Annotated in this window: 17 protein-coding genes; 10 read left to right on the forward strand and 7 right to left on the reverse strand. The window is 68.8% G+C overall.

Going from position 1 to position 19,363, the window contains the following annotated elements; translation table 11 throughout:
• Positions 1 to 28 precede the first annotated feature (28 nt).
• A complete protein-coding gene (locus RPIT_RS09575; protein WP_077342668.1) occupies positions 29 to 448 on the forward strand; it encodes a hypothetical protein in 420 nt (139 codons plus the stop codon).
• Positions 449 to 461: 13 nt separating this feature from the next.
• Complete coding sequence (locus tag RPIT_RS09580; RefSeq protein ID WP_077342670.1) at positions 462 to 1,937, forward strand: mechanosensitive ion channel family protein; 1,476 nt, start codon at positions 462 to 464, stop codon at positions 1,935 to 1,937.
• A gap of 178 nt (positions 1,938 to 2,115) precedes the next feature.
• Here the strand turns inward: RPIT_RS09580 and RPIT_RS09585 are convergent, their stop codons facing one another.
• On the reverse strand, positions 2,116 to 2,631 hold the full coding sequence (locus RPIT_RS09585) for an NUDIX hydrolase (RefSeq protein ID WP_077342672.1): 516 nt from the start codon (positions 2,629 to 2,631) through the stop codon (positions 2,116 to 2,118).
• A gap of 98 nt (positions 2,632 to 2,729) precedes the next feature.
• On the opposite strand from RPIT_RS09585, the gene RPIT_RS09590 reads away from it, so the two are divergent.
• From RPIT_RS09590 to RPIT_RS09600, 3 genes are all read left to right on the forward strand, one after another.
• On the forward strand, positions 2,730 to 4,505 hold the full coding sequence (locus RPIT_RS09590) for an ATP-binding protein (RefSeq protein ID WP_218121549.1): 1,776 nt from the start codon (positions 2,730 to 2,732) through the stop codon (positions 4,503 to 4,505).
• A gap of 153 nt (positions 4,506 to 4,658) precedes the next feature.
• Positions 4,659 to 5,468, forward strand: coding sequence for a hypothetical protein (locus tag RPIT_RS09595; protein WP_077342674.1), 810 nt, complete (start codon positions 4,659 to 4,661; stop codon positions 5,466 to 5,468).
• Between the two features lie 121 nt (positions 5,469 to 5,589).
• Complete coding sequence (locus tag RPIT_RS09600; RefSeq protein ID WP_077342676.1) at positions 5,590 to 7,269, forward strand: AMP-binding protein; 1,680 nt, start codon at positions 5,590 to 5,592, stop codon at positions 7,267 to 7,269.
• A 98-nt stretch (positions 7,270 to 7,367) separates the two neighbouring features.
• Here the strand turns inward: RPIT_RS09600 and RPIT_RS09605 are convergent, their stop codons facing one another.
• Positions 7,368 to 8,771, reverse strand: coding sequence for an NAD(P)H-quinone dehydrogenase (locus tag RPIT_RS09605; protein ID WP_077344291.1), 1,404 nt, complete (start codon positions 8,769 to 8,771; stop codon positions 7,368 to 7,370).
• A gap of 57 nt (positions 8,772 to 8,828) precedes the next feature.
• Between RPIT_RS09605 and RPIT_RS09610 the strand changes: the two genes are divergently transcribed.
• From RPIT_RS09610 to RPIT_RS09630, 5 genes are read left to right on the forward strand one after another with little or no spacing between them, the layout of a single operon-like run.
• Positions 8,829 to 9,626, forward strand: a complete 798-nt coding sequence (locus RPIT_RS09610; RefSeq protein WP_077342678.1) for a purine-nucleoside phosphorylase — start codon at positions 8,829 to 8,831, stop codon at positions 9,624 to 9,626.
• On the forward strand, positions 9,626 to 11,284 hold the full coding sequence (locus tag RPIT_RS09615) for a phospho-sugar mutase (protein ID WP_077342680.1): 1,659 nt from the start codon (positions 9,626 to 9,628) through the stop codon (positions 11,282 to 11,284). The genes RPIT_RS09610 and RPIT_RS09615 overlap by 1 nt, the downstream gene beginning before the upstream one ends.
• Before the next feature lie 17 nt (positions 11,285 to 11,301).
• Positions 11,302 to 11,715, forward strand: coding sequence for a hypothetical protein (locus RPIT_RS09620; RefSeq protein WP_077342682.1), 414 nt, complete (start codon positions 11,302 to 11,304; stop codon positions 11,713 to 11,715).
• 48 nt (positions 11,716 to 11,763) lie between these two features.
• Positions 11,764 to 13,578: a DUF2207 domain-containing protein gene (locus RPIT_RS09625; RefSeq protein WP_077342684.1), complete on the forward strand. Its 1,815-nt coding sequence runs from the start codon at positions 11,764 to 11,766 to the stop codon at positions 13,576 to 13,578.
• A gap of 31 nt (positions 13,579 to 13,609) precedes the next feature.
• Complete coding sequence (locus RPIT_RS09630; RefSeq protein ID WP_077342686.1) at positions 13,610 to 14,218, forward strand: uridine kinase family protein; 609 nt, start codon at positions 13,610 to 13,612, stop codon at positions 14,216 to 14,218.
• Between the two features lie 111 nt (positions 14,219 to 14,329).
• On the opposite strand, the gene metG is transcribed toward RPIT_RS09630, so the two are convergent.
• Genes metG through RPIT_RS09655 form a run of 5 tightly spaced genes read right to left on the reverse strand, consistent with a single transcriptional unit; the run spans position 14,330 to position 19,315 of the window.
• Positions 14,330 to 16,147: a methionine--tRNA ligase gene (gene metG, locus RPIT_RS09635; protein ID WP_418361359.1), complete on the reverse strand. Its 1,818-nt coding sequence runs from the start codon at positions 16,145 to 16,147 to the stop codon at positions 14,330 to 14,332.
• A 30-nt stretch (positions 16,148 to 16,177) separates the two neighbouring features.
• A complete protein-coding gene (locus tag RPIT_RS09640) occupies positions 16,178 to 17,026 on the reverse strand; it encodes a ribonuclease H family protein (RefSeq protein WP_077342690.1) in 849 nt (282 codons plus the stop codon).
• Positions 17,027 to 17,058: 32 nt separating this feature from the next.
• Positions 17,059 to 17,673, reverse strand: a complete 615-nt coding sequence (locus RPIT_RS09645) for a response regulator (protein ID WP_077342692.1) — start codon at positions 17,671 to 17,673, stop codon at positions 17,059 to 17,061.
• Positions 17,670 to 18,866 carry a sensor histidine kinase gene (locus RPIT_RS09650; protein ID WP_143028197.1) on the reverse strand — a complete coding sequence of 399 codons (1,197 nt, stop codon included), beginning with the start codon at positions 18,864 to 18,866 and terminating at the stop codon, positions 17,670 to 17,672. The genes RPIT_RS09645 and RPIT_RS09650 overlap by 4 nt, the downstream gene beginning before the upstream one ends.
• Positions 18,863 to 19,315 (reverse strand): DUF2871 family protein, encoded by a 453-nt coding sequence (locus RPIT_RS09655; RefSeq protein WP_077342696.1) that lies wholly within the window; start codon positions 19,313 to 19,315, stop codon positions 18,863 to 18,865. The genes RPIT_RS09650 and RPIT_RS09655 overlap by 4 nt, the downstream gene beginning before the upstream one ends.
• Positions 19,316 to 19,363: the final 48 nt, after the last annotated feature.

Raw genomic sequence — 19,363 nt, forward strand, 5'->3', positions numbered from 1 at the left:
AGCTTCGACCGGCCACTAGGCTGGGCGGGTGCTGACCAGGATCCTCGCGGCGATCGCCGCCGCCCTCGTGCTGGCGGGCTGCTCGGCAGAGCCGCTGCCCAGCCCGCCGACCTCCCCCGACGCCAGCGAATCCGTGCCCCTCGCCGTCCCGGCCGACGGGGTGCGTCTGCGCGACCTCGGCTTCCTGCATGCCCCCTCCGGATTCACAGTGCCCGAGGGCCTCACCATCATCGAGCGGGTCGACGCGGCCAACAACGTGACAGCGGTTGTCCGGACCAGCGATGGAGGCCGGATAGCCGACTACCTCCGCCAGCACCTCCCCGCCATGGGGTTCACCATCACCGCCGACAGGGACCTCTCGCTGCGGTTCACCGACGGCACCCACGACGGCGCCTTCACCGTCACGGGCGACCTTGCCGCGCTCAGCCTCCGCACCGACCGCGGATAGGTAGGGTTTCGGTATGGATCCCGACGTGGAAGCGGTCGCGCTCGACACCATCACCATCGTGCTCTACGGGCTGGCCGGCCTGGCGATCGGGGCGGTCGTCTCCATCGTGCTCTCGGCGATCGTGCGGCTCATCATCCGACGCAACCCGTCCTGGGAGGTGGTTCCCCGGCACCTGAGGCTGGCCCACCGGATCTTCCTGATGCTGCTGGGCACCGGGCTCGGCGTCGCCTACGCCACCCGGCCCACCGCCTACAACGCGGCGCCGGAGTGGCGGCCGGTCTTCATGCAGGTGTTCGTGATCGCGGTGATCTTCGCAGGGGCCTTCGTGCTCGCCCGCGGCATCAGGGCCGTCCAGGACCTCCTCACCGGCAGAGCGCAGGGCGATGAGGAGACGCCGCACTTCCGCCGGATCAAGACGCAGATGCAGGTGGTCTCGCGCGTCCTCATCGCGGTCGTGTGGCTGTGCGCACTGGCGGGAGCGCTGCTCACGTTCGAACAGTTCCGCGCGGTGGGGGCCTCGCTGTTGGCGTCGGCCGGCGTCCTGTCGATCGTCGCCGGCCTGGCCGCCCAGTCCTCGCTGGCAAACGTCTTCGCCGGGATGCAGATCGCCTTCTCAGACGCCCTCCGCGTGGGAGATCTCGTCGTGGTGGAGGGCGAGATGGGCTCGATCGAGGAGATCACCTTGACCTACGTCGTCGTCCAGACCTGGGACGACCGGCGCTGGATCGTGCCGAGCAACTACTTCACGACGAAGAAGTTCGAGAACTGGACCAGACGCGAAGCCAAACTGCTGGGCACCGTCGAACTCGACCTCGACTGGCTCGTCCCCGTCGAGGCCGTGCGGGTCGAACTCACCCGGATCGTGCGCGCCAGCGACCTGTGGGACGGTCGCTCCGCCAATCTGCAGGTGACCGAGGCCACCGGTGGCACCGTTCGGCTGCGGGCCGTCGTCTCCGCCGCGACGAGCGGCCAGCTCTGGGATCTGAGGTGCTACGTGCGGGAGGAACTCATCGCCTGGATCCAGGAGCACGCCGTCTACGCGCTGCCCCGCACCCGGCTCGAGCCCGAGACGACCACCGCCCCACCGTTCGAGGAGCGCGAAGAGTTCGTCGCCCAGGTCCTCAGCGACTGGGAAGAAGAGAAATCCGACGACAACACGGCGCTGCTCCCGGTCCCGGAGGACGTCTTCCGCCCCCGCCCAGCCACCGCAGACGCGCGCGAGGCGAGGTCGTGGATCAAAGCCATCCGCGACCAGCGCGCCGCGATGCACCCCGACCATTCCCCCACCCCGACGGAGAGCGCGGAGCCCGCCGCGGAAGTGACCGACCCGGGCTCCTCGAAGAGCCCCGAGGCGCGCCTGTACAGCGGTTCCCCCGAGGCCGTGGAGCGGGACCGGAAAATGCAGGGCCCCGGCCCTGCCGATATGGCCGAACGCGAGCAGACCGCCATCCGCCGACTTCAGAACAAGCCGACCGAATCCGACGACTGACGGTTCGTCCGTGTTCCCTGAGCTTGTCGTCCGTGATCCCTGAGCTTGTCGTCCGTGATCCCTGAGCTTGTCGAAGGGTTACGGCCCCGACTGTGGCCGCCGCCCCGGTGGTCGGAGGCGGCGGTAGGAGAAAGGCCGTTACCCTTCGACAAGCTCAGGGAACAGCCCTTCGACAAGCTCAGGGATCAGGGGCCAGCGGCCGCCCCGAAGGCTCCAGGCTGAGTGCCACGTCGCGGGGGTCGTCGAGGGCCAGCCGCACCATCGCGTCGAGCCTGTCCTGGCGAGGCTCCGGAAGTTCGTCGACGCGGAACCACCCCACCGCCGACGACTCGTCGTCGCCGACCCGAGCCTCGCCCGTCAACCACCGACATCTGAACCCGTGGTCGAGGAACTGGCACTCGTCTCCGTTGGGGTAGGTGACCGGATCGGTCACCACCATCCAGACGAGCCGCTCCACCTCCACCTCGACTCCGGCCTCCTCGTGGGCCTCCCGGACGGCCGTCGTCGCCGGATTCTCCCCGGGGTCGACGATGCCGCTGATCGGCGACCATTCGCCCGAGTCGGACCGTCGCACGAGCAGCACCTCCGCGTCCGGCAGCGCTCCACGCAGGACCAGTGCATTGGCCCCCATCAGCCATAAAGGTGCGTGCCCGATGCTGCGCCGGAGTTCGACGATGAAGTCTGGAGTGGCCATACAACCAACCCTAATTGCTCGCCGGGTGGGACTGATCACGCGAAGTGAGCGATCCGCCACTAGACTCCCAGCTACAGCCGAATCAAGCAGGAGAAGAAGTGGGCAACGACGCCATCACGAAGGTTCTGATCGCTAACCGGGGCGAAATCGCGGTACGAGTCATCCGAGCAGCGCGGGACGCAGGCATAGGCTCTGTGGCGGTCTACGCCGATTCAGATTCCGAATCCCTGTTCGTCAAGCTCGCCGACGAGGCCTACGCGCTCAATGGCGCCACGCCCGCCGACACCTACCTCAACATTCCCAAGCTCCTCGATGTCGCGAAGCGCTCGGGGGCCGACGCCGTCCATCCGGGCTATGGCTTCCTGGCCGAGAACGCCCAGTTCGCGCAGGCCGTCATCGACGCCGGCCTGATCTGGATCGGTCCCCCTCCCGCCGCGATCGACTCGCTCGGAGACAAGGTCCAGGCGCGCCACATCGCGCAGAAGGTCGGCGCCCCTCAGGTGCCGGGCACGCCCGACCCCGTGGCGGACGCCGACGAGGTGGTGACGTTCGCGCAGCAGCACGGGCTCCCGATCGCCATCAAGGCTGCGTTCGGCGGAGGTGGGCGCGGCCTCAAGGTCGCGCGCACCATCGAGGAGATCCCCGACCTGTTCGAATCTGCGACGCGCGAGGCCGTCACCGCCTTCGGGCGCGGCGAGTGCTTCGTTGAGCGCTACCTCGACAAGCCCCGCCACGTGGAGACCCAGTGCCTGGCCGACCAGCACGGCAACGTCGTCGTGGTCTCGACGCGTGACTGCTCCCTGCAGCGCCGCCACCAGAAACTGGTCGAGGAGGCCCCCGCCCCGTTCCTCACCGACGAGCAACTCACGCTGCTGTACGACTCCTCGAAGGCCATACTCAGGGAGGCCGGGTATGTGGGCGCCGGCACGTGCGAGTTCCTCGTCGGGGAGGGAGGCACCATCTCCTTCCTCGAGGTCAACACCCGCCTCCAGGTGGAGCACCCCGTCTCCGAGGAGGTCACCGGCATCGACCTCGTCCGCGAGATGTTCCGCATCGCCGCGGGCGAGGAGCTGGGATACGACGACCCCGCCGTGGTGGGTCACTCGATCGAGTTCCGCATCAACGCCGAGGACGCCGGGCGCAACTTCATGCCGGCTCCAGGCACGCTCGTGAAGTGGCACGCGCCGTCGGGTCCCGGCGTGCGCGTCGACGAGGGCTACCACGTCGGGATGACGGTACCCGGGGCATTCGATTCCCTCGTGGCCAAGGTCATCGTCACCGGCGCCGACCGCGATCAGGCGATCGCACGCTCCCGCCGGGCGCTGCGCGAGCTGCAGATCGAGGGGATGCCGACCGTCGTGCCGTTCCACCAGGCCGTGCTCGACGAACCTGCGTACACCGCCCCCGACGGCGACTTCGCGGTCCACACGCGCTGGATCGAGACCGAGTTCACCGGAGAGATCCCGCCCTACACCGGGGTCCTGGGCGAGGAGGACGACACTCCTGAGCCGGAGGTCATCACCGTCGAGGTCAACGGCAAGCGGGTCGAGGTGAAGCTGCCCGGCGGCTTCGGCGGTGGCCGCCCCGCGGCCGCAAAGGGTGCCAAGAAGCCGACCAAGCGGGACCGAGGCGGAAGCCGCGTCTCCGCACCGAGCGGTGACGCTCTCACCACGCCGATGCAGGGCACGATCGTCAAGGTGTCCGTCGCCGAGGGAGCGCAGGTCTCGGAGGGCGACACCATCGCGGTGATCGAAGCAATGAAGATGGAGCAGCCCCTCAACGCGCACAAGGACGGCACTGTCAAGGGTCTCGCCGTCGAGGCGGGCCAGGCCGTCACGGCGGGCGAGGTCCTCTGCGAGATCGTGGACGCCTGAGACTCGCCGCCTGCTGAACCCGGATCCACCTACTCGCCGCGCCCACGCGGCGGATGGTTGGATTCGGGCTGAGCTCCAATCGTCCGGCCGGCCACCTTGCCGACAGGGGTATCGTGGACGCCAGATCTCGTCCACCGCGCCTAGAGGAGCACCATGGAGTTCTCCCTACTCATGTTCGTGGTGGTCATGGTGCTCAGCATCGCGGGGATGGGAGCCGGTTCACGGCGTCGGAGTATCCACATGGACCCCTACCAGCAGGGTCCCCCGCTCGGCTACCCGGGCGATCCGATGGCGCAGCGCCAGCTGCCCGCCCCGTATGGACCACAGTTCGGTGCTCCCTACGGGGCGCAGTACCAGCAGCCGGACTACCCCATGGCTCCCGCCACCCGTGCCGCGCTGGACTCGGACATCACCACGTACGGCGACGAGTTGCGCGAACTGGACTTCGACGTGGTCGGTCGGGAACTGTCCGCCGAGGCACGCCAGGACTACACCAGGGCGCTCGACGCCTACGACGGCGCGAAGAACCAACTCGCCCGCGCCCAGTTCGCCTCCGACGTGCGGCGCATCACCCAGATCCTCGACGACGGCCGGTACGCGATCGCGAGCGTGAAGGCACGCGTCAACGGTCAGCCGCTGCCGGAACACCGCCCGCCGTGCTTCTTCGATCCCGCCCACGGCCCCTCCGTCGAGAATGTGCAGTGGGCGCCTCCCGGTGGCGCTGCCCGCGCGGTCCCTGCCTGCGCCGCCGACGTCGCGCGCATCCGGATGGGCAACGATCCGTCCATCCGGCTCGTCCCCATGGGTGCCCAGCAGGTCCCCTACTGGGAGAACCAGCAGTACGCTCCCTGGGTGCAGGGTTACTACGGCCGCTACGGCATGGACCCCGCGCTTCGTCAGATCACCCACGGTGCCCTCATGATCGGCGGGTTCTCTCTGCTGATGGGCTTCCTCGACGGCTGAGTTTGTCGGGGACCCACAATTCTCCCGCCGGAATTCTGGGTGTGCGGTCGCTTCCCCTCAAGGCGCCCGGGAGTAGCGTCGAGCCGTAACCTACGCCTTCGTAGGTTCGAAGGGAGCCTCGATGTCCGACGCCGCAGCCAAGATCCGTCTGGCCCGCGACTACCTGCTGGATCAGCGCGGTGAGGGCGACTCGGCACGGGCCGGGTTCCGGTGGCCGGAGCTGACGGGCTCCTTCAACTGGGCGATCGACTGGTTCGATGCCATCGGTCGCGGCCGCCATGACCAGGCGCTGTGGATTCGCGACGAGGAGGGCGCCGACGAGCACTACTCGTACGACGACATGGTCCAGCGGTCCGACCGTCTCGCCGCCTGGCTCGAGTCCCACGGGGTCGGCAAGGGCGACGTCGTGATGCTGATGCTGGGGAACCAGGTCGAACTCTGGGACATGATGCTCGCTGTCATGAAGCTCGGCGCGGTCATTCTCCCGACCGCTCAGGCGCTCCAGGACTTCGACGTCGCCGATCGCGTCCCCCGGGCCGGGGTGCGCGTGGCGGTGGCCAACCCCGCCGACGAACACAAGTTCGACGGCGTGGCCGATCTGATCTGCATCACCACCGGGCCGGCTCGCGGGAGGTGGCTGTCGATGACGGAGGCCGCCAACGTGTCCGCGGCACCGCGGGAGGTGGTCACCACCGTCGACGATCCCGTGCTGTACTACTTCACCTCCGGCACGACGAAGGATCCGAAGCTCGTCGTCCACACTCAGCTGAGCTACCCCGTCGGGCATCTCTCGACGATGTATTTCCTCGGTGTGCGACCCGGGGACGTGCACCTCAACATCTCCTCCCCGGGCTGGGGGAAGCATGCCTGGTCCAGCTTCTTCTCGCCCTGGCTCGCCGAGGCGACCGTCTTCAGCTTCAACTACTCGCGGTTCGATGCCGCGGTGCTGCTCCGCGAACTCGAGGACGCGAAGGTCACCACTTTCTGCGCTCCGCCGACTGTCTGGCGGATGATGATCCAGGCAAACCTGGGTGAGCGGCCTTCGGCGCTGCGCGAGATCGTGGGCGCCGGCGAGCCGCTCAACCCGGAGGTTATCCGCACCGTGGAGGAGGCGTGGGGACTCACCATTCGTGATGGTTACGGCCAGACCGAGACCACCTGCACGATCGGCAACGCGCCCGGCGAGCAGGTCAAACCCGGTTCGATGGGCAAGGTCATGCCGGGCGTCGACGTCCGCATCATCGATCCCGAGACCGGCGAGACCTCCGACCACGGCGAGATCACCCTCCCGCTGGAGCCGTGGCCGTACAACCTCATGTCCGGGTACTTCGGGGGCGCCGCGACGGCGCAATCAGACGGCCGCTACCACTCCGGCGACCTCGTGAGCCGCGACCGGGACGGTTACATCACCTACCTCGGCCGCACCGATGACGTCTTCAAGGCGTCGGACTACAAGATCTCCCCCTTTGAGCTGGAATCCGTGCTCATCGAGCACCCTGCGGTGGTGGAGGCCGCGGTGGTCCCCGCTCCGGATCCCGTCCGCCTGGCCGTGCCGAAGGCCTACGTGGTGCTGGCCGCAGGCTTCGAGGCGACGGCCGAAACGGCCTACGACATCCTGCGCCACGCCCGGGATCGGCTGGCCCCCTACCTGCGGGTGCGCCGGATCGAGTTCGCGGAGCTACCCAAGACCATCAGCGGGAAGGTGCGCCGGGTCGTGCTGCGGGCCCGCGAGCACGACTCCTCGGTCGAGGTGGACGACTACCGCTACGAGCACTTCCCCGAGCTTCGCAAGCGCCCCTGACTCTGTTCGTCCTGAAGAAACGCGGTGCCAGTGCTCATAGAACGAGGGAGGGCCATTTTCTCAGGGTGAACGGGCCAGCCGGGCCGTCCGAGTCAGCTTCAGTGCGTCAGGAGGTCCTCGCCGCGATGATGCAGGCGGCGCGCGGCCTCGGCGACCGATCCCGACATCGACGGGTAGACGGTGAACGCGTGGCTGAAGTCGTCGACGGTCATTCTCTGCGACACCGCCAGCGAGATGGAGTGGATGAGCTCCGAGGCACGGGGCGCGACCACGACTCCGCCGATGATGATCCCCGTCGTCGGCAGGCAGAACAGCTTGACGAACCCGTCGGTGAACCCCTGCATCTTTGAGCGCGCGTTGGGGCCCAGCGGCAGCAGAACCGACGCGACCCGTACCTCGCCGGCGTCCACCTCCTTCTGTGTGACGCCGACCGTGGCGATCTCGGGGGTGGTGAAGACGTTGGATGACACGTTGCGCAGATCCAGCGGCGCGACGGCGTCGCCCAGCGAGTGCCACATTGCGATCCGTCCCTGCATGGCCGCCACCGAGGCCAGCGCGAACACACCCGTCACATCACCGGCCGCGTAGATGTTGCGCACGCTGGTGCGGGACACGCGGTCGACGACGATGTGCCCCGAGGGCGTCATCTCGACCCCGACCGATTCGAGCCCCAGCCCGGCCGAGTTGGGAATAGAGCCGACCGCCATGAGGCAGTGTGATCCGTGCACCTCGCGGCCATCCTCGAGGGTGACGACGACGCCGTCGCCCTCGCGACGCGCGGCCACCGCCCGGCATTCGCTCATGATCTCCATGCCGCGGCGCTCGAAGGCCCGCTGAAGGACTGCAGCGGCGTCCTGATCCTCGCCGGGGAGCACCTGCGTGCGGGAGGACACGAGCACCACGTCACAGCCGAGTCCGTCGTAGGCGGAGGCGAACTCGGCGCCTGTCACGCCGGAGCCGACGACGATGAGGCGCTCGGGGACCTCCGTCAGGTTGTAGACCTGCTTCCAGTTGAGGATGCGCTCGCCGTCGCACTGTGCGTCGGGCAGCTCCCTCGGCGTCGTGCCCGTGGCCAGGAGCACGATGTCGGCGTCGTAGGTCCGCTCGCCATCGGGAGTGCTCGCCACCACCGTGGTGGGGCCCTCGAGCCGTGCGGTGCCCGAGACGATCTCGACGCCGTCCTGCCGCAACCGGTTGGTGATGTCGGAGGACTGGGCGCCGGCGAGGTTGAGGACGCGCTGGTTGACCTCCCCGAGGTCGACCCGCACCACCTCCGACACGTCCGCGGCGGCGATGTGCAGACCAAGTTGGCGCGCGTTCTCGATGCGCACCATCACCTCGGCTGTCGCGACAAGGGTTTTGGACGGGACGCAGTCGGTCAGCACCGCCGCTCCCCCGAGACCATCTCGCTCGATGAGCGTCACCTCCCCGCCGAGTTGATTTCCGACGAGAGCGGCCTCGTAGCCGCCGGGTCCACCACCGATGATCACTACCTTGGTCACGCCCTCATCTTCCCACAGCGCGCGCGGCCAGAACGTCGGCTCACCTATGCTGGCAGGATGCATGATCCTTTCGAGCTGGCGGCGGAAGCCGCCGACTTTCTCCGCCGGCATTTTGACGTAGATCGCATCGATCTGGCGCTCGTCCTGGGCTCCGGTTGGTCTTCCGGGGCCGACCAGTTGGGAGAGTCTCTCGGAGAGATCGAGCTGGGGGCCGTCCCCGGCTTCAGCAAGCCGGTCGTCAGCGGGCACGGAGGTGCCCTCAAGCTGGTTCGGACACAGGGCGGCAAGGTGGCCGCCATCTTCACCGGCCGCACCCACTACTACGAGGGCCGCGGCGTCGAGCCCGTCGTGCACGGCGTGCGCACCGCCGCGAAGTGGGGGGCGGAGACGCTCGTGCTGACCAACGGCTGCGGCGGCCTCAACCCGGCCTGGGCGCCGGGCACCGTGGTGCTCATCGGCGACCACATCAATCTCACGTCCGACACCCCGCTTCGCGGCGCGACCTTCATCGACATGTCCGAGGCCTACTCCAAGCGCCTGCGCGAGCTCGCCCACACCGTCGATCCGGATCTGCCGGAGGGTGTCTACGTGCAGTTCCGCGGACCCCAGTACGAAACTCCGGCCGAGGTCCGCATGGCGGGGATCCTCGGCGGCGACCTGGTCGGTATGTCGACGACGCTAGAGACGATCGCCGCGCGAGAGGCCGGTCTCGAGGTGCTCGGGCTGTCGCTGGTGACCAACGCCGCGGCGGGGCTGAGCGAGGAGAACCTCAACCACGCCGAGGTACTCCAGGCGGGGAAGGACGCTGGACCACGCCTTGCCGGGCTGCTGGCGGGAATCGTGGGGGTGCTGTGATGAACGACGTTCTGGCTGCGGCTCAGGCGTGGCGCCGAGCCGACATCGACCCCGAAACCGCCGACATGCTCGACGAGCTGATCGTGCAGGCGCAGGCCAACAACGATGAGATCCGCACCAAGGCCACCGCCGAACTGGAGTCGGCCTTCGCCGGACCGCTGGAGTTCGGGACCGCCGGGCTCAGGGGACCCATCGGGCCCGGTCCGGCACGGATGAACCGCGTCGTGGTGACACAGGCCGCGGCTGGATTCGCCGCCTGGCTGAAGAAGCAGGGGCACGAGGGCGGCAAGGTCATCGTCGGCTACGACGCGCGCCACAAGTCGGCCGAGTTCGCCGACGACACCGCACAGATCATGGCCGGCGAAGGATTCGAGGTGTTGTGGACGACGGAGCCGACGCCCACCCCCGTCATCGCGTTCGGCATCCAGCACTTCGGGTGCGTGGCCGGCGTGGTGGTGACCGCCTCGCACAACCCACCCCAGGACAACGGGTACAAGGTCTATCTGGGCGATGGCTCACAGATCGTGCCCCCCACCGATCAGGAGATCGCCGCTGAGATCGCCGCCGTCGCGTCCGGACGCTGGGCGAACGCCCCGCGTGCCTCGGCCCGGACCGACGTCCAGGACGAACTGGTCCGGGCGTACGTGGCGCGTGCCGCGTCCCTATACCCGCCGGAGGCGCCGCGCGATCTCGTCTGGGTGCACACCGCCATGCACGGCGTCGGTGCCAAGACCATGCGGACCGTGGCCGAGGCGATCGGGCTGCCTGCCGGCCGCGAGGTCCCCGAGCAGGCCGAACCCAACGCCGACTTCCCGACCGTGTCCTTCCCCAACCCGGAGGAGAAGGGCGCCATCGACCTCGCCGTCGCACTCGCCGAGGCCGAGGGTGCCGACGTCGTGATCGCCAACGACCCCGACGCCGACCGGTGCGCGGTCGCTGCGGTCGTCGACGGCGGATGGCGGATGCTGACCGGCGACGAGCTGGGCACACTGCTCGGCGCCGACGCCATCGCACGCGACGTGCCGGGGGTGTTCGCCAACTCCGTGGTGTCCTCGACACTCCTGGCCCGGATGGCGCAGGCCGCCGGCCGGGAGCACACCACGACGCTGACGGGGTTCAAGTGGATCGGGCGCGTCCCCGACCTGGCCTTCGGGTACGAAGAGGCCATCGGTTACTGCTGCGATTCCCGCGCAGTGCCCGACAAGGACGGCATCACCGCGGCGGTCACCGTGCTGCGGATCGTGGCCGAATTGAAGGCTCAGGGTCGTACGCTGGCCGATCGTCTGGATGAGATCGCTCGGGAGTTCGGGCTCACCGCCACCTCCCAGTTGTCCGTCCGTGTCGCTGACCTGCAGCTCATCGCCGACGCCATGGCCCGTCTGCGCGGCAACCCACCTAGCGAGCTGTTGGGTGAGCCGGTGGAGGTGGTCGACCTTGCGCTCGGCTCGGGTTCCCTTCCTCCGACCGACGCCGTCGAACTCATCGGAGAAACCCTGCACGTGGTGGCCCGTCCCTCCGGCACCGAGCCGAAGCTGAAGTGCTACCTCGAGGTGCGGCTCACCCCGGAGGAGTCGGCCGACGTCGCCCGGGCGCGCGAGGTGGCCGGAGGCCGGCTGGCGGCGCTGCGCTCGGAGATGGCGCAGGCCCTCGGCGTGTGACCGGGTAGAGTCGGCTGATGCTCGGAAAACGGACACTGGCCGCGGTGGTGGCGCTCATGCTCATCCTGGGGATGGGCGCCACCACGCTGCTCAGCTTCCTGCCCACGGGCAACAGCCAGGCACCTACGATCACAGCTGACCTCGGCCCCACTATTGAGCGGGCCTGGGCAGGTGATCCCGCAGCCTCGGGAGCGCTGCCTGCCGCCGTCGCACAGAGCGTCGATGCGGGGCGCGACTTCTTCGCCGGTGAGGGCTTGACCGTCGACTCGGCGTCGGTGAGCGTCCGGCCCTTGGCGAACGAGATCTGGGAGGTCCACACCACCGTGGAACTGTCGGACGGTCAGGGGCGCACCCAGACCGCCTGGCCGGAGTACTTCCGTTTAGTCGATGGGGTCGTGGTGCCCGTCCCGCCGGACGAGGTGCAGGCCTGACGCCAGCGGCTGGGCCCGCCTGACTTGCGCGGTGGCTACAGTTGAAGCATGACTAAGATGCGTGCCGGGCTCGCTGCGTTGTTGCTGGCTTTGATGACGGTGTGGGCGGTGTCGCTCCCCGCCGCCGCGGAGGACTCGGCGCCCATCTCGCGCTATCACGTAGACGTGAACCTGACCGAGCAGGGCGTGGCTCAGATCCGCATCGACATGGTGATGGACTTCTCCGTGGTGGCGGGGCGCGGCCCGATCCTCACCTTCCCGCTGAGGCAGGCCGACGGCGCCAACCCGGATGAGAACTATGTGTTCGACTACTCCAACTTCACGGTCAGCTCCCCCACCGGTGCGAACGCGAACGCGGTGCAGGAGCGTGACGGCGACCTGATGGCCATCCGTGTCGGCCGCGAGGACATCGTCAACCGGCAGCCGCACAACTATGTGATCTCCTACGACGTGACGGGTTTCATCGTCTCCGACCATCCGACGTCCGGCCTCGACGAGTTCAACTGGGACGCGATCGGCCCGGGCTGGCGATCCCGCTTCTCCGATGTCCGGGTCACCGTCACGGGGCCCGCAGCGATCGAGCAGACAGCGTGCTTCCACGGTCCCGACACCCGCACTCCGTGCGAGTCGTCGCAGTCCGGTAACACCGCCGAGTTCAGCGTTGCGTCGTTGAACCCCCGCGAGCGCATGCAGGTGGTCGCAGGCTTCCCGGCGCTGACGTTCGGAGGAGTCGAGCAGCAGAAGGAGCGCCGGGTCACGGCCGCCAACGCCTTCGAACTGACGCCGACCACCGGGGCGCTCACCGGAGCCGGTCTGGTCGCCGCGCTTGCCGGTGTTTTCGCGATCCGCCGCCGGCACGCCCGCGACGACGTCTACCTGGGCCTCACCCCGGGGCTTCTTCCTGCAGCCGGCGAGACGGCCAACATCGGCCAGCAGAGCGGTAAGTATCCGGTCACCGTCCAGTTCCATCCGCCCAAGGGTGCGACGCCGGGCGAGATCGGAACGCTCATGGACACCACGGCCGACAACATCGACGTGTCGGCGACCATCGTCGACCTTGCGGTCCGGCACTACCTTCGGATCCGCTCCGACGGCAAGAATGAGTTCGTCCTCGAGGCGCTCGGGAAGCCGACGAACGAGCTCGCGCCGTACGAGAAGCGGCTGCTGGCCGACATCTTCCAGGGCGCCCACACGCGCACGTCGAGGCAGCTGCGCAAGGCGAAGTTCGCCGAGGTGCTGCCGAACGCCCGCACCGGGCTCTATCAGGCTGTCGTCGACAAGGGCTGGTTCAAGAGCAACCCCACGACGGCCCAACTGGTGCCGATGATGCTCGGCGGGCTCATCATCGCCGCAGGCGTGATGGCGACGCTGTTCCTCGCCCAGTTCGGGTGGGGGCTCGTAGGCATCCCGTTGGCCGTCCTCGGGATCGGGCTCATCGCGATCTCGGGCAAGTTCCGCAAGCGCACTGCGCGGGGATCGGCCTACCTCGCCCAGGCGAAGGGCTTCGAGCTGTACCTGCGCACCGCCGAGAAGGAGACCCTCCAGTTCGAGGAGGGCGAGGACATCTTCAGCAAGTACCTGCCGTACGCCATGGTGTTCGGGGTGGCCGACCGGTGGACGACGCTCTTCGCCCAGTTGGGCGAGCAGGGTCTCTACCGGGCCGACACCTCCTGGTACGTCGGCGCTGACCTCATGCACGGGTTCTACTTCGCGAATGCCATGAACAACCTGACGCACTCGATGTCCGACGCCATGAACGCCGCAAGGATGGACGGTGTGAGCGCCGCCACCGCAGGCTCCTCCGGCTTCTCCGGCTTCAGCGGCGGCGGCGGCTTCGGCGGCGGTGGCGGAGGCTCCTGGTAAGTCCTGCGCGCGGGGCACTACGCTGGCCCGCATGACCCGGACGCTGCTGCTGATCGCCGGGCCGTCGGGGAGCGGCAAGTCACGCCTCACCCGCACGGCCGTCACCCACGGCCGGGCGGCGTCCCTCTCGCTGGACGACTTCTATTTCGACGCCGACCACCCGGACCTGCCCACAACGCCAATGGGCATCCCTGACTGGGATGATCCCGCCACCTGGGACCTCCAGCTGGCCATCACCACCCTCGGGCAGCTACTGCGTGACGGAGCCGCGGAGGTGCCGGTCTACGACATCTCCCGGTCACGCCGCGTCGGTGTCCGGCGGATCGAACTCGGCGACTCCGACCTCGTCATCGCCGAGGGCATCTTCGCCACCCAGACCTGCCCGGCCGCGCGCGCCGCCGGCATGCGAGTGGAGGCGCTGTGGCTCGACCGGGCGAGGCCTGCCAACTTCGTCCGCAGGTTGAGCCGTGACCTGCGCGAGCGGCGCAAGACTCCGTGGGTGCTGCTGCGCCGAGGAATCGCCCTGTATCGGGGCGAGCCTCAGCAGCGTCGGGCGGCCCTGGAGGCGGGCTTCAGCCCTGCCTCGATGAGCCAGGCGATGCGGGCAGTCTCGCGGGCCGCCGACGCCGCCGTCGTCTGACCGCGGAACAACACCGCGGTAGGACCTGCGTAGCGTCGACCGGCGGATCTGGTGGTGTAGTCGCTGTCAGATCTGCCGGTCGAGCCGCTCTCGGGTGCTCAGCGCCTGGGGTCAGGCGATCGGGGCCCAGGAAGGGCCGGTCTCTCCCAGCTTCTCGTCGAGCTTGGCGAACAGGGGGCTCGGCTTCGCGAGCGGAGTGCCGGCGACGATCGGGCGCGGCGCCCAGGTGGCCTGCTGGGCGGTGTAGTCGCCCTGGAGGGTCGGGTAGGTCAGCTCCCCGTCGGTGACGTCGACGATCTGCGGCTGGGCGGCCCAGACGCCGTCGTTACCGAGCGCTTCGAAGACCTTCTGCGCCGAATGCGGAAGGTACGGCGTGAGCAGCGTGTTGCAGTCGGACACCACCTGCAGCGCCACGTGCAGCACGGTGTCCCGCCGGGCCACGTCGTCCTTCAGCTTCCAGGGCTCCTGGTCAGAGAGGTACTTGTTCGCCAGGCCCACGATGCGCATGGCCTCGGAGATGCCGGCCTTGAACCGGCGGGCGGCGATGTGATCGCCCACCACGTCGAAGGCTGCAGTGCACTGGTCCAGGAGCGCCCGATCGTCGTCGGTGAGGTCGCCGGCGGCCGGGATGGCTCCGACGTTCTTGTGGGCCATCGAGATCGAGCGGTTGACCAGGTTGCCCCATTCGTTGGCCAGCTCGAAGTTGATGCGGCGCACGAACTCGTCCCAGGTGAAGTCGGTGTCCTGGTTCTCCGGCCCGGCGACGGCGATGTAGTACCGCAGCGCGTCGGGCCCGAATTCGTCAAGGAACTGCCCCACGAAGATCGACGCGCCGCGCGAGCTGGAGACCTTCGAGCCCTTCATCGTCATGAACTCGGAGCTCACCACTTCGGTGGGGAGCTGCAGCTCACCCAGCGCGTCGCGGACCTCGCCGCCCAGCTCGCCCTGCCCGTTGGCACCGAGCAGGATGCCCGGCCAGATCACCGAGTGGAAGACGATGTTGTCTTTCCCCATGAAGTAGTAGGAGCGCGCCTCCTCGGAGTTCCAGAAGCGGCGCCAGGCCTCCGGGTCACCGGAGCGCTTGGCCCATTCGACCGAGGCCGAGAGGTAACCGATGACCGCGTCGAACCACACATAGATCCGCTTCATCGGCGCGTCCCGCCAGCCGTCGAGCGGCACCGGGACGCCCCAGTCGAGGTCGCGGGTGATGGCCCGCTCCCTGATGTTCTCCAGGAGGTTGTGGCTGAACTTCAGCACGTTGGGCCGCCAGTCCTCCCGGCTGTCCAGCCACTGGGTGAGCATGGGCGCCAGCTTGGGCAGGTCCAGGAAGAAGTGCTCGGTCTCCACGAACTCCGGCGTCTCGCCGTTCATCTTGGACTTCGGGTCGATCAGGTCGGCGGGGTCCAGTTGGTTGCCGCACTTGTCGCACTGATCGCCGCGCGCGTTGTCGTAGCCGCAGATCGGGCACGTGCCCTCGATGAACCGGTCGGGCAGCGTGCGGCCGGTCGACGGGGAAATGGCGCCCATCTGCGTCTTGGCCACCACGTACCCGTTCTCGTGCAGGGCGGTGAAGATCTCCTGCACGACGGCGTAGTGATTGGGGGTCGTGGTCCGCGTGTAGAGGTCGTAGCTGAGCCCGAGGCCCTGGAGATCGGCAACGATCTGCGCGTGGTACTTGTCGGCAGTCTGGCGAGCGGTCAGCCCCTCGGAGTCGGCCTTCACCTGGATGGCGGTCCCATGCTCGTCCGAGCCCGAGACCATCAGGACGTCGTGGCCCGCCATGCGCATGTAGCGGGAGAACACGTCGGAGGGCACCCCGAAGCCGGAGACGTGACCGATGTGGCGGGGGCCGTTGGCGTAAGGCCAGGCGACGGCGGCAAGAACGTGGACCATGGGCGTCATCCTATCGCCGCCGGGCCGTGCCGCCATCCCGGCCGGGCCGGGCAGGACTGCGCCCTCCTACTGGGCGAAGCGCAGGCACCAGCCGGACGGCAGCTCCACCCAAACCGCCGAGTGCAGCGCCTCCCGGAGCCGCCAGCGCGCGAGCCCCACCCCTGGGGCCAGCTGATCGATCGCGAGCAGTTCCAGCTCGCCGCCGGCCCGCCACGGCACGCCGGAGTCCGTGACCGCGCCGCCGGCGTGACCCACGTAGTCGGGATGGAGCGGGGTCTCGAGTGGGTTGAGGACCGAGTCTCTCGTGAGGGTGACCAGGCGCGCCTTCATCCGGGGAGGCGCGGACCCCTCCACGGCCCTGGGCGCGTCCGCCGCGTCGTCGGCGAAGGTGAACAGGTCGGGCTCCGGGTCGCTCTGCCCGACCAGGAAGTCGCGTCGCCCGAGCGGGCGGGGCGCTTCCGGGAATCCCGGCCCGTGGTCGGGCTCACGCCCCTGCTGATAGGCGGTGGCAGCAGCGCGTGCCCGTTCGTCGGCGGCTTCGTTCATCCGGTGTCCGGCGTGCCCCTTCACCCACTCGAATTCGAGTTCGCGGCCGCGCATGGCGGCGTCGAGATCCTTCATCAGCTCGACGTTGAGCACCGGCTTCCCATCTCCCTTCTTCCAGCCTTTGCGCTTCCAGCCGGGCATCCACTTGGTCAGGGAGTTGATGACGTACTGGGAATCGCACAGGATGCGCAGCGGCTCGTCGAGGTGGGCGGTGGAGCGGAGCAGGTCCAGGACCGCCATGAGCTCGCCCATGTTGTTCGTGCCGTGCTCCCAGCCTCCAGCGGCCCACGCGTCGTCGCTGATGTACCACGCCCAGCCAGCGGGGCCAGGGTTGGAGAGGGAGGATCCGTCGGCGGCAGCAACAATCACCACGACAGGCTACCGCGCAGGATCGCCTCGGTTCAGTGGAGGAGTCCGTGGCGGCGTGCGGCGGCGACCGCCCCCGTCCGCGAGTCGGCGCCCAGTTTGGCGAAGGCGTGGACGAGATGCGTCTTGACGGTGCCCTCCGAGATGAACAGTCGTCGGGCTATCTCGCGGTTGGTGAGTCCCTCGGCGACGAGCCCCATCACGTCGAGTTCCCGGGCACTGAGGCTCGGGACCCCCGTGGTCAGCCGTTCGATCACCCTCCCCTCGAGGTCGACGCTGAGGACCAGCTTGCCGGCCGCGGCATCGGCTATCCCCTGCACGATGACCGATGGATCGGCGTCCTTGAGAAGGTAGCCCGCGGCACCGGCCAGCACGGCCCGAGCGATGTCCGAATCGTTGTCGTAGGTGGTCAGGATGAGCACCGCCGGGCCGTGGGGCCTCAGTGCGGCAGTGACTCCTACGCCGTCGAGCCCCGCGCCGAGCCGCAGGTCGCACAAGACCACGTCGGGCGTCAGTTCGGCGGCCATGCTGAGCGCCTCCTCGCCTGTCGAGGCGGCCCCCACCACGTCGAGTCGCGGCTCGCCCGCCAGCAGGGCCCGCAACCCGGACCGGACCACCGGATGGTCGTCCACCACGAGTACTCGGATCACGACGCCTCCAGGGTGATGGGCAGTTGGATGGAGACGGCGGTCCCGCCACCGGGCTCCGTTTCGATGGTGAGACCCCCACCGAGGTTGGCTAGCCTCTCCCGGAGCGCCTTGAGGCCGTAGCCGCCCTCCATGGTCGGGCGCGACTGACGGCCGGGGTCGAAGCCGACGCCGTCGTCGACGATGTCGAGCAGCACGAGGTCGCCCGAGCGCGCCAACTCGACGGCGAGCCTGGTGGCCCTGGAATGCTGGCGGACGTTGGCGAGGGTTCCCTGCGCGGCACGCAGCAGGGCCACCTCGATGGTCGTGGTGAGGTTGGGCAGTTCCGGGTCGACGGTGAAGCTCACCTCCGCGCCGATCGCGGCCGCCGTCTCCTCGGTGAGCCGACGCAGCGGGCCGGCCAGGCCTCCAGCGGCGGTCTCCTCCGGGGCCAGGGCGTAGACCACCCGCCGGGACTCGGCCAGACCGTCGGCCGCGGCGTCCTCGATCTGCGCCAGGAGGTGGTCGGCGTGCGCCGGATCCCTTCGCGCGGCGCGGGACAGCAGCACGAGCGACGAGAACGCCTGGGCGAGGGTGTCGTGGATGTCGTGCGCCAGCCGGGTGCGCTCGGAGAGGACGCCGGCCTCGCGCTGGAGCCGGGCGGTCTCGTCCTGAGCGCGGATCACCTCGTCCAGAAGTCGACGATGCTCGGACGCTTCGTGCTCGAACTGCTGCACACCGCGGGCCAGCCCCAGCGCGATCGCAGCCCCGGCCAGCGGCCCGAGGGCAGCGGCCACCGACTCGCCCCCGGTCATCGCGAGGACGGTGATGATCAGTGCCGCGGTCGTCGCCGTCAGCAGAAGGGAGGCCAGCAGGGGTAGGACCGCGCCGGCAAGGGTCCACAACGGAAACGCCACCCACAGGAAACTGTCGTTGAGGAGGACCAGGGCTGAGTTGCCGAGGAGCAGGAGGCTCACCCACGTGAGCCGCCCGGCGACGCCCATTGAGTCGGCCGCGGCCATCCCGGCCAGGAACGCCACCAGCAGGACGGCGGCCAGGGAATAGACCAGCGCGCCCGCCTGCTCGTGCCACGCCATGCCGGTGGCGATGCCGAGAAGCCCGACGAACATCACCACCTGACCCAGCCGGAGCCACCAGGACGCGGACCAGCGGGCAGGCGCGTGACGGGCGCCAGATCGCAACTGGACTGGTCTCACGGCTCCACGGTAGCGGGGAGCGTGGCGGTGGCGTCGGTGGTCTTCAGCGCTCTGCGCAGGATCACGAAAAAGTACACGAGGGTGCCGGTGATGACCATGTGCCCCAGTCCACCGATTCCTGCCCACATGGCCGACTCGGCGAGCGGAACTCCAAGCACCTGGAGGGTGCCCTTGACGACCATCGCGCCGAACGTGAGGCCGAGGCCGACGTGCCAGAGCGTGACGAAGAGGCGCCCCGATTTCTCCGCGATCCCGAACGTCTTCGCCAGCGCCAGTACTGCCAGCAGGACCAGGGTGCCCAGGGACAGGGCGTGGGTGTGTGCGGTGGCCAGCATCGTCTCCGAGCGGTCCTCGAAGCCGCTGAACTTCGTGATTTCTCGCCAGTAGAAGCCGGAGAGGAGGCCGAGTGCGGTCCAGAGGGCGGCGGCGTTGAAGAGTCGATCAAGCATGCTCCGACTCTTCCACGGCGATCCCCGCCCGGCGAGCGCGCTGGGTCC

Source organism: Tessaracoccus flavus, from assembly GCF_001997295.1.
In the GTDB taxonomy this organism is placed as follows: Bacteria; Actinomycetota; Actinomycetes; order Propionibacteriales; family Propionibacteriaceae; genus Arachnia; species Arachnia flava.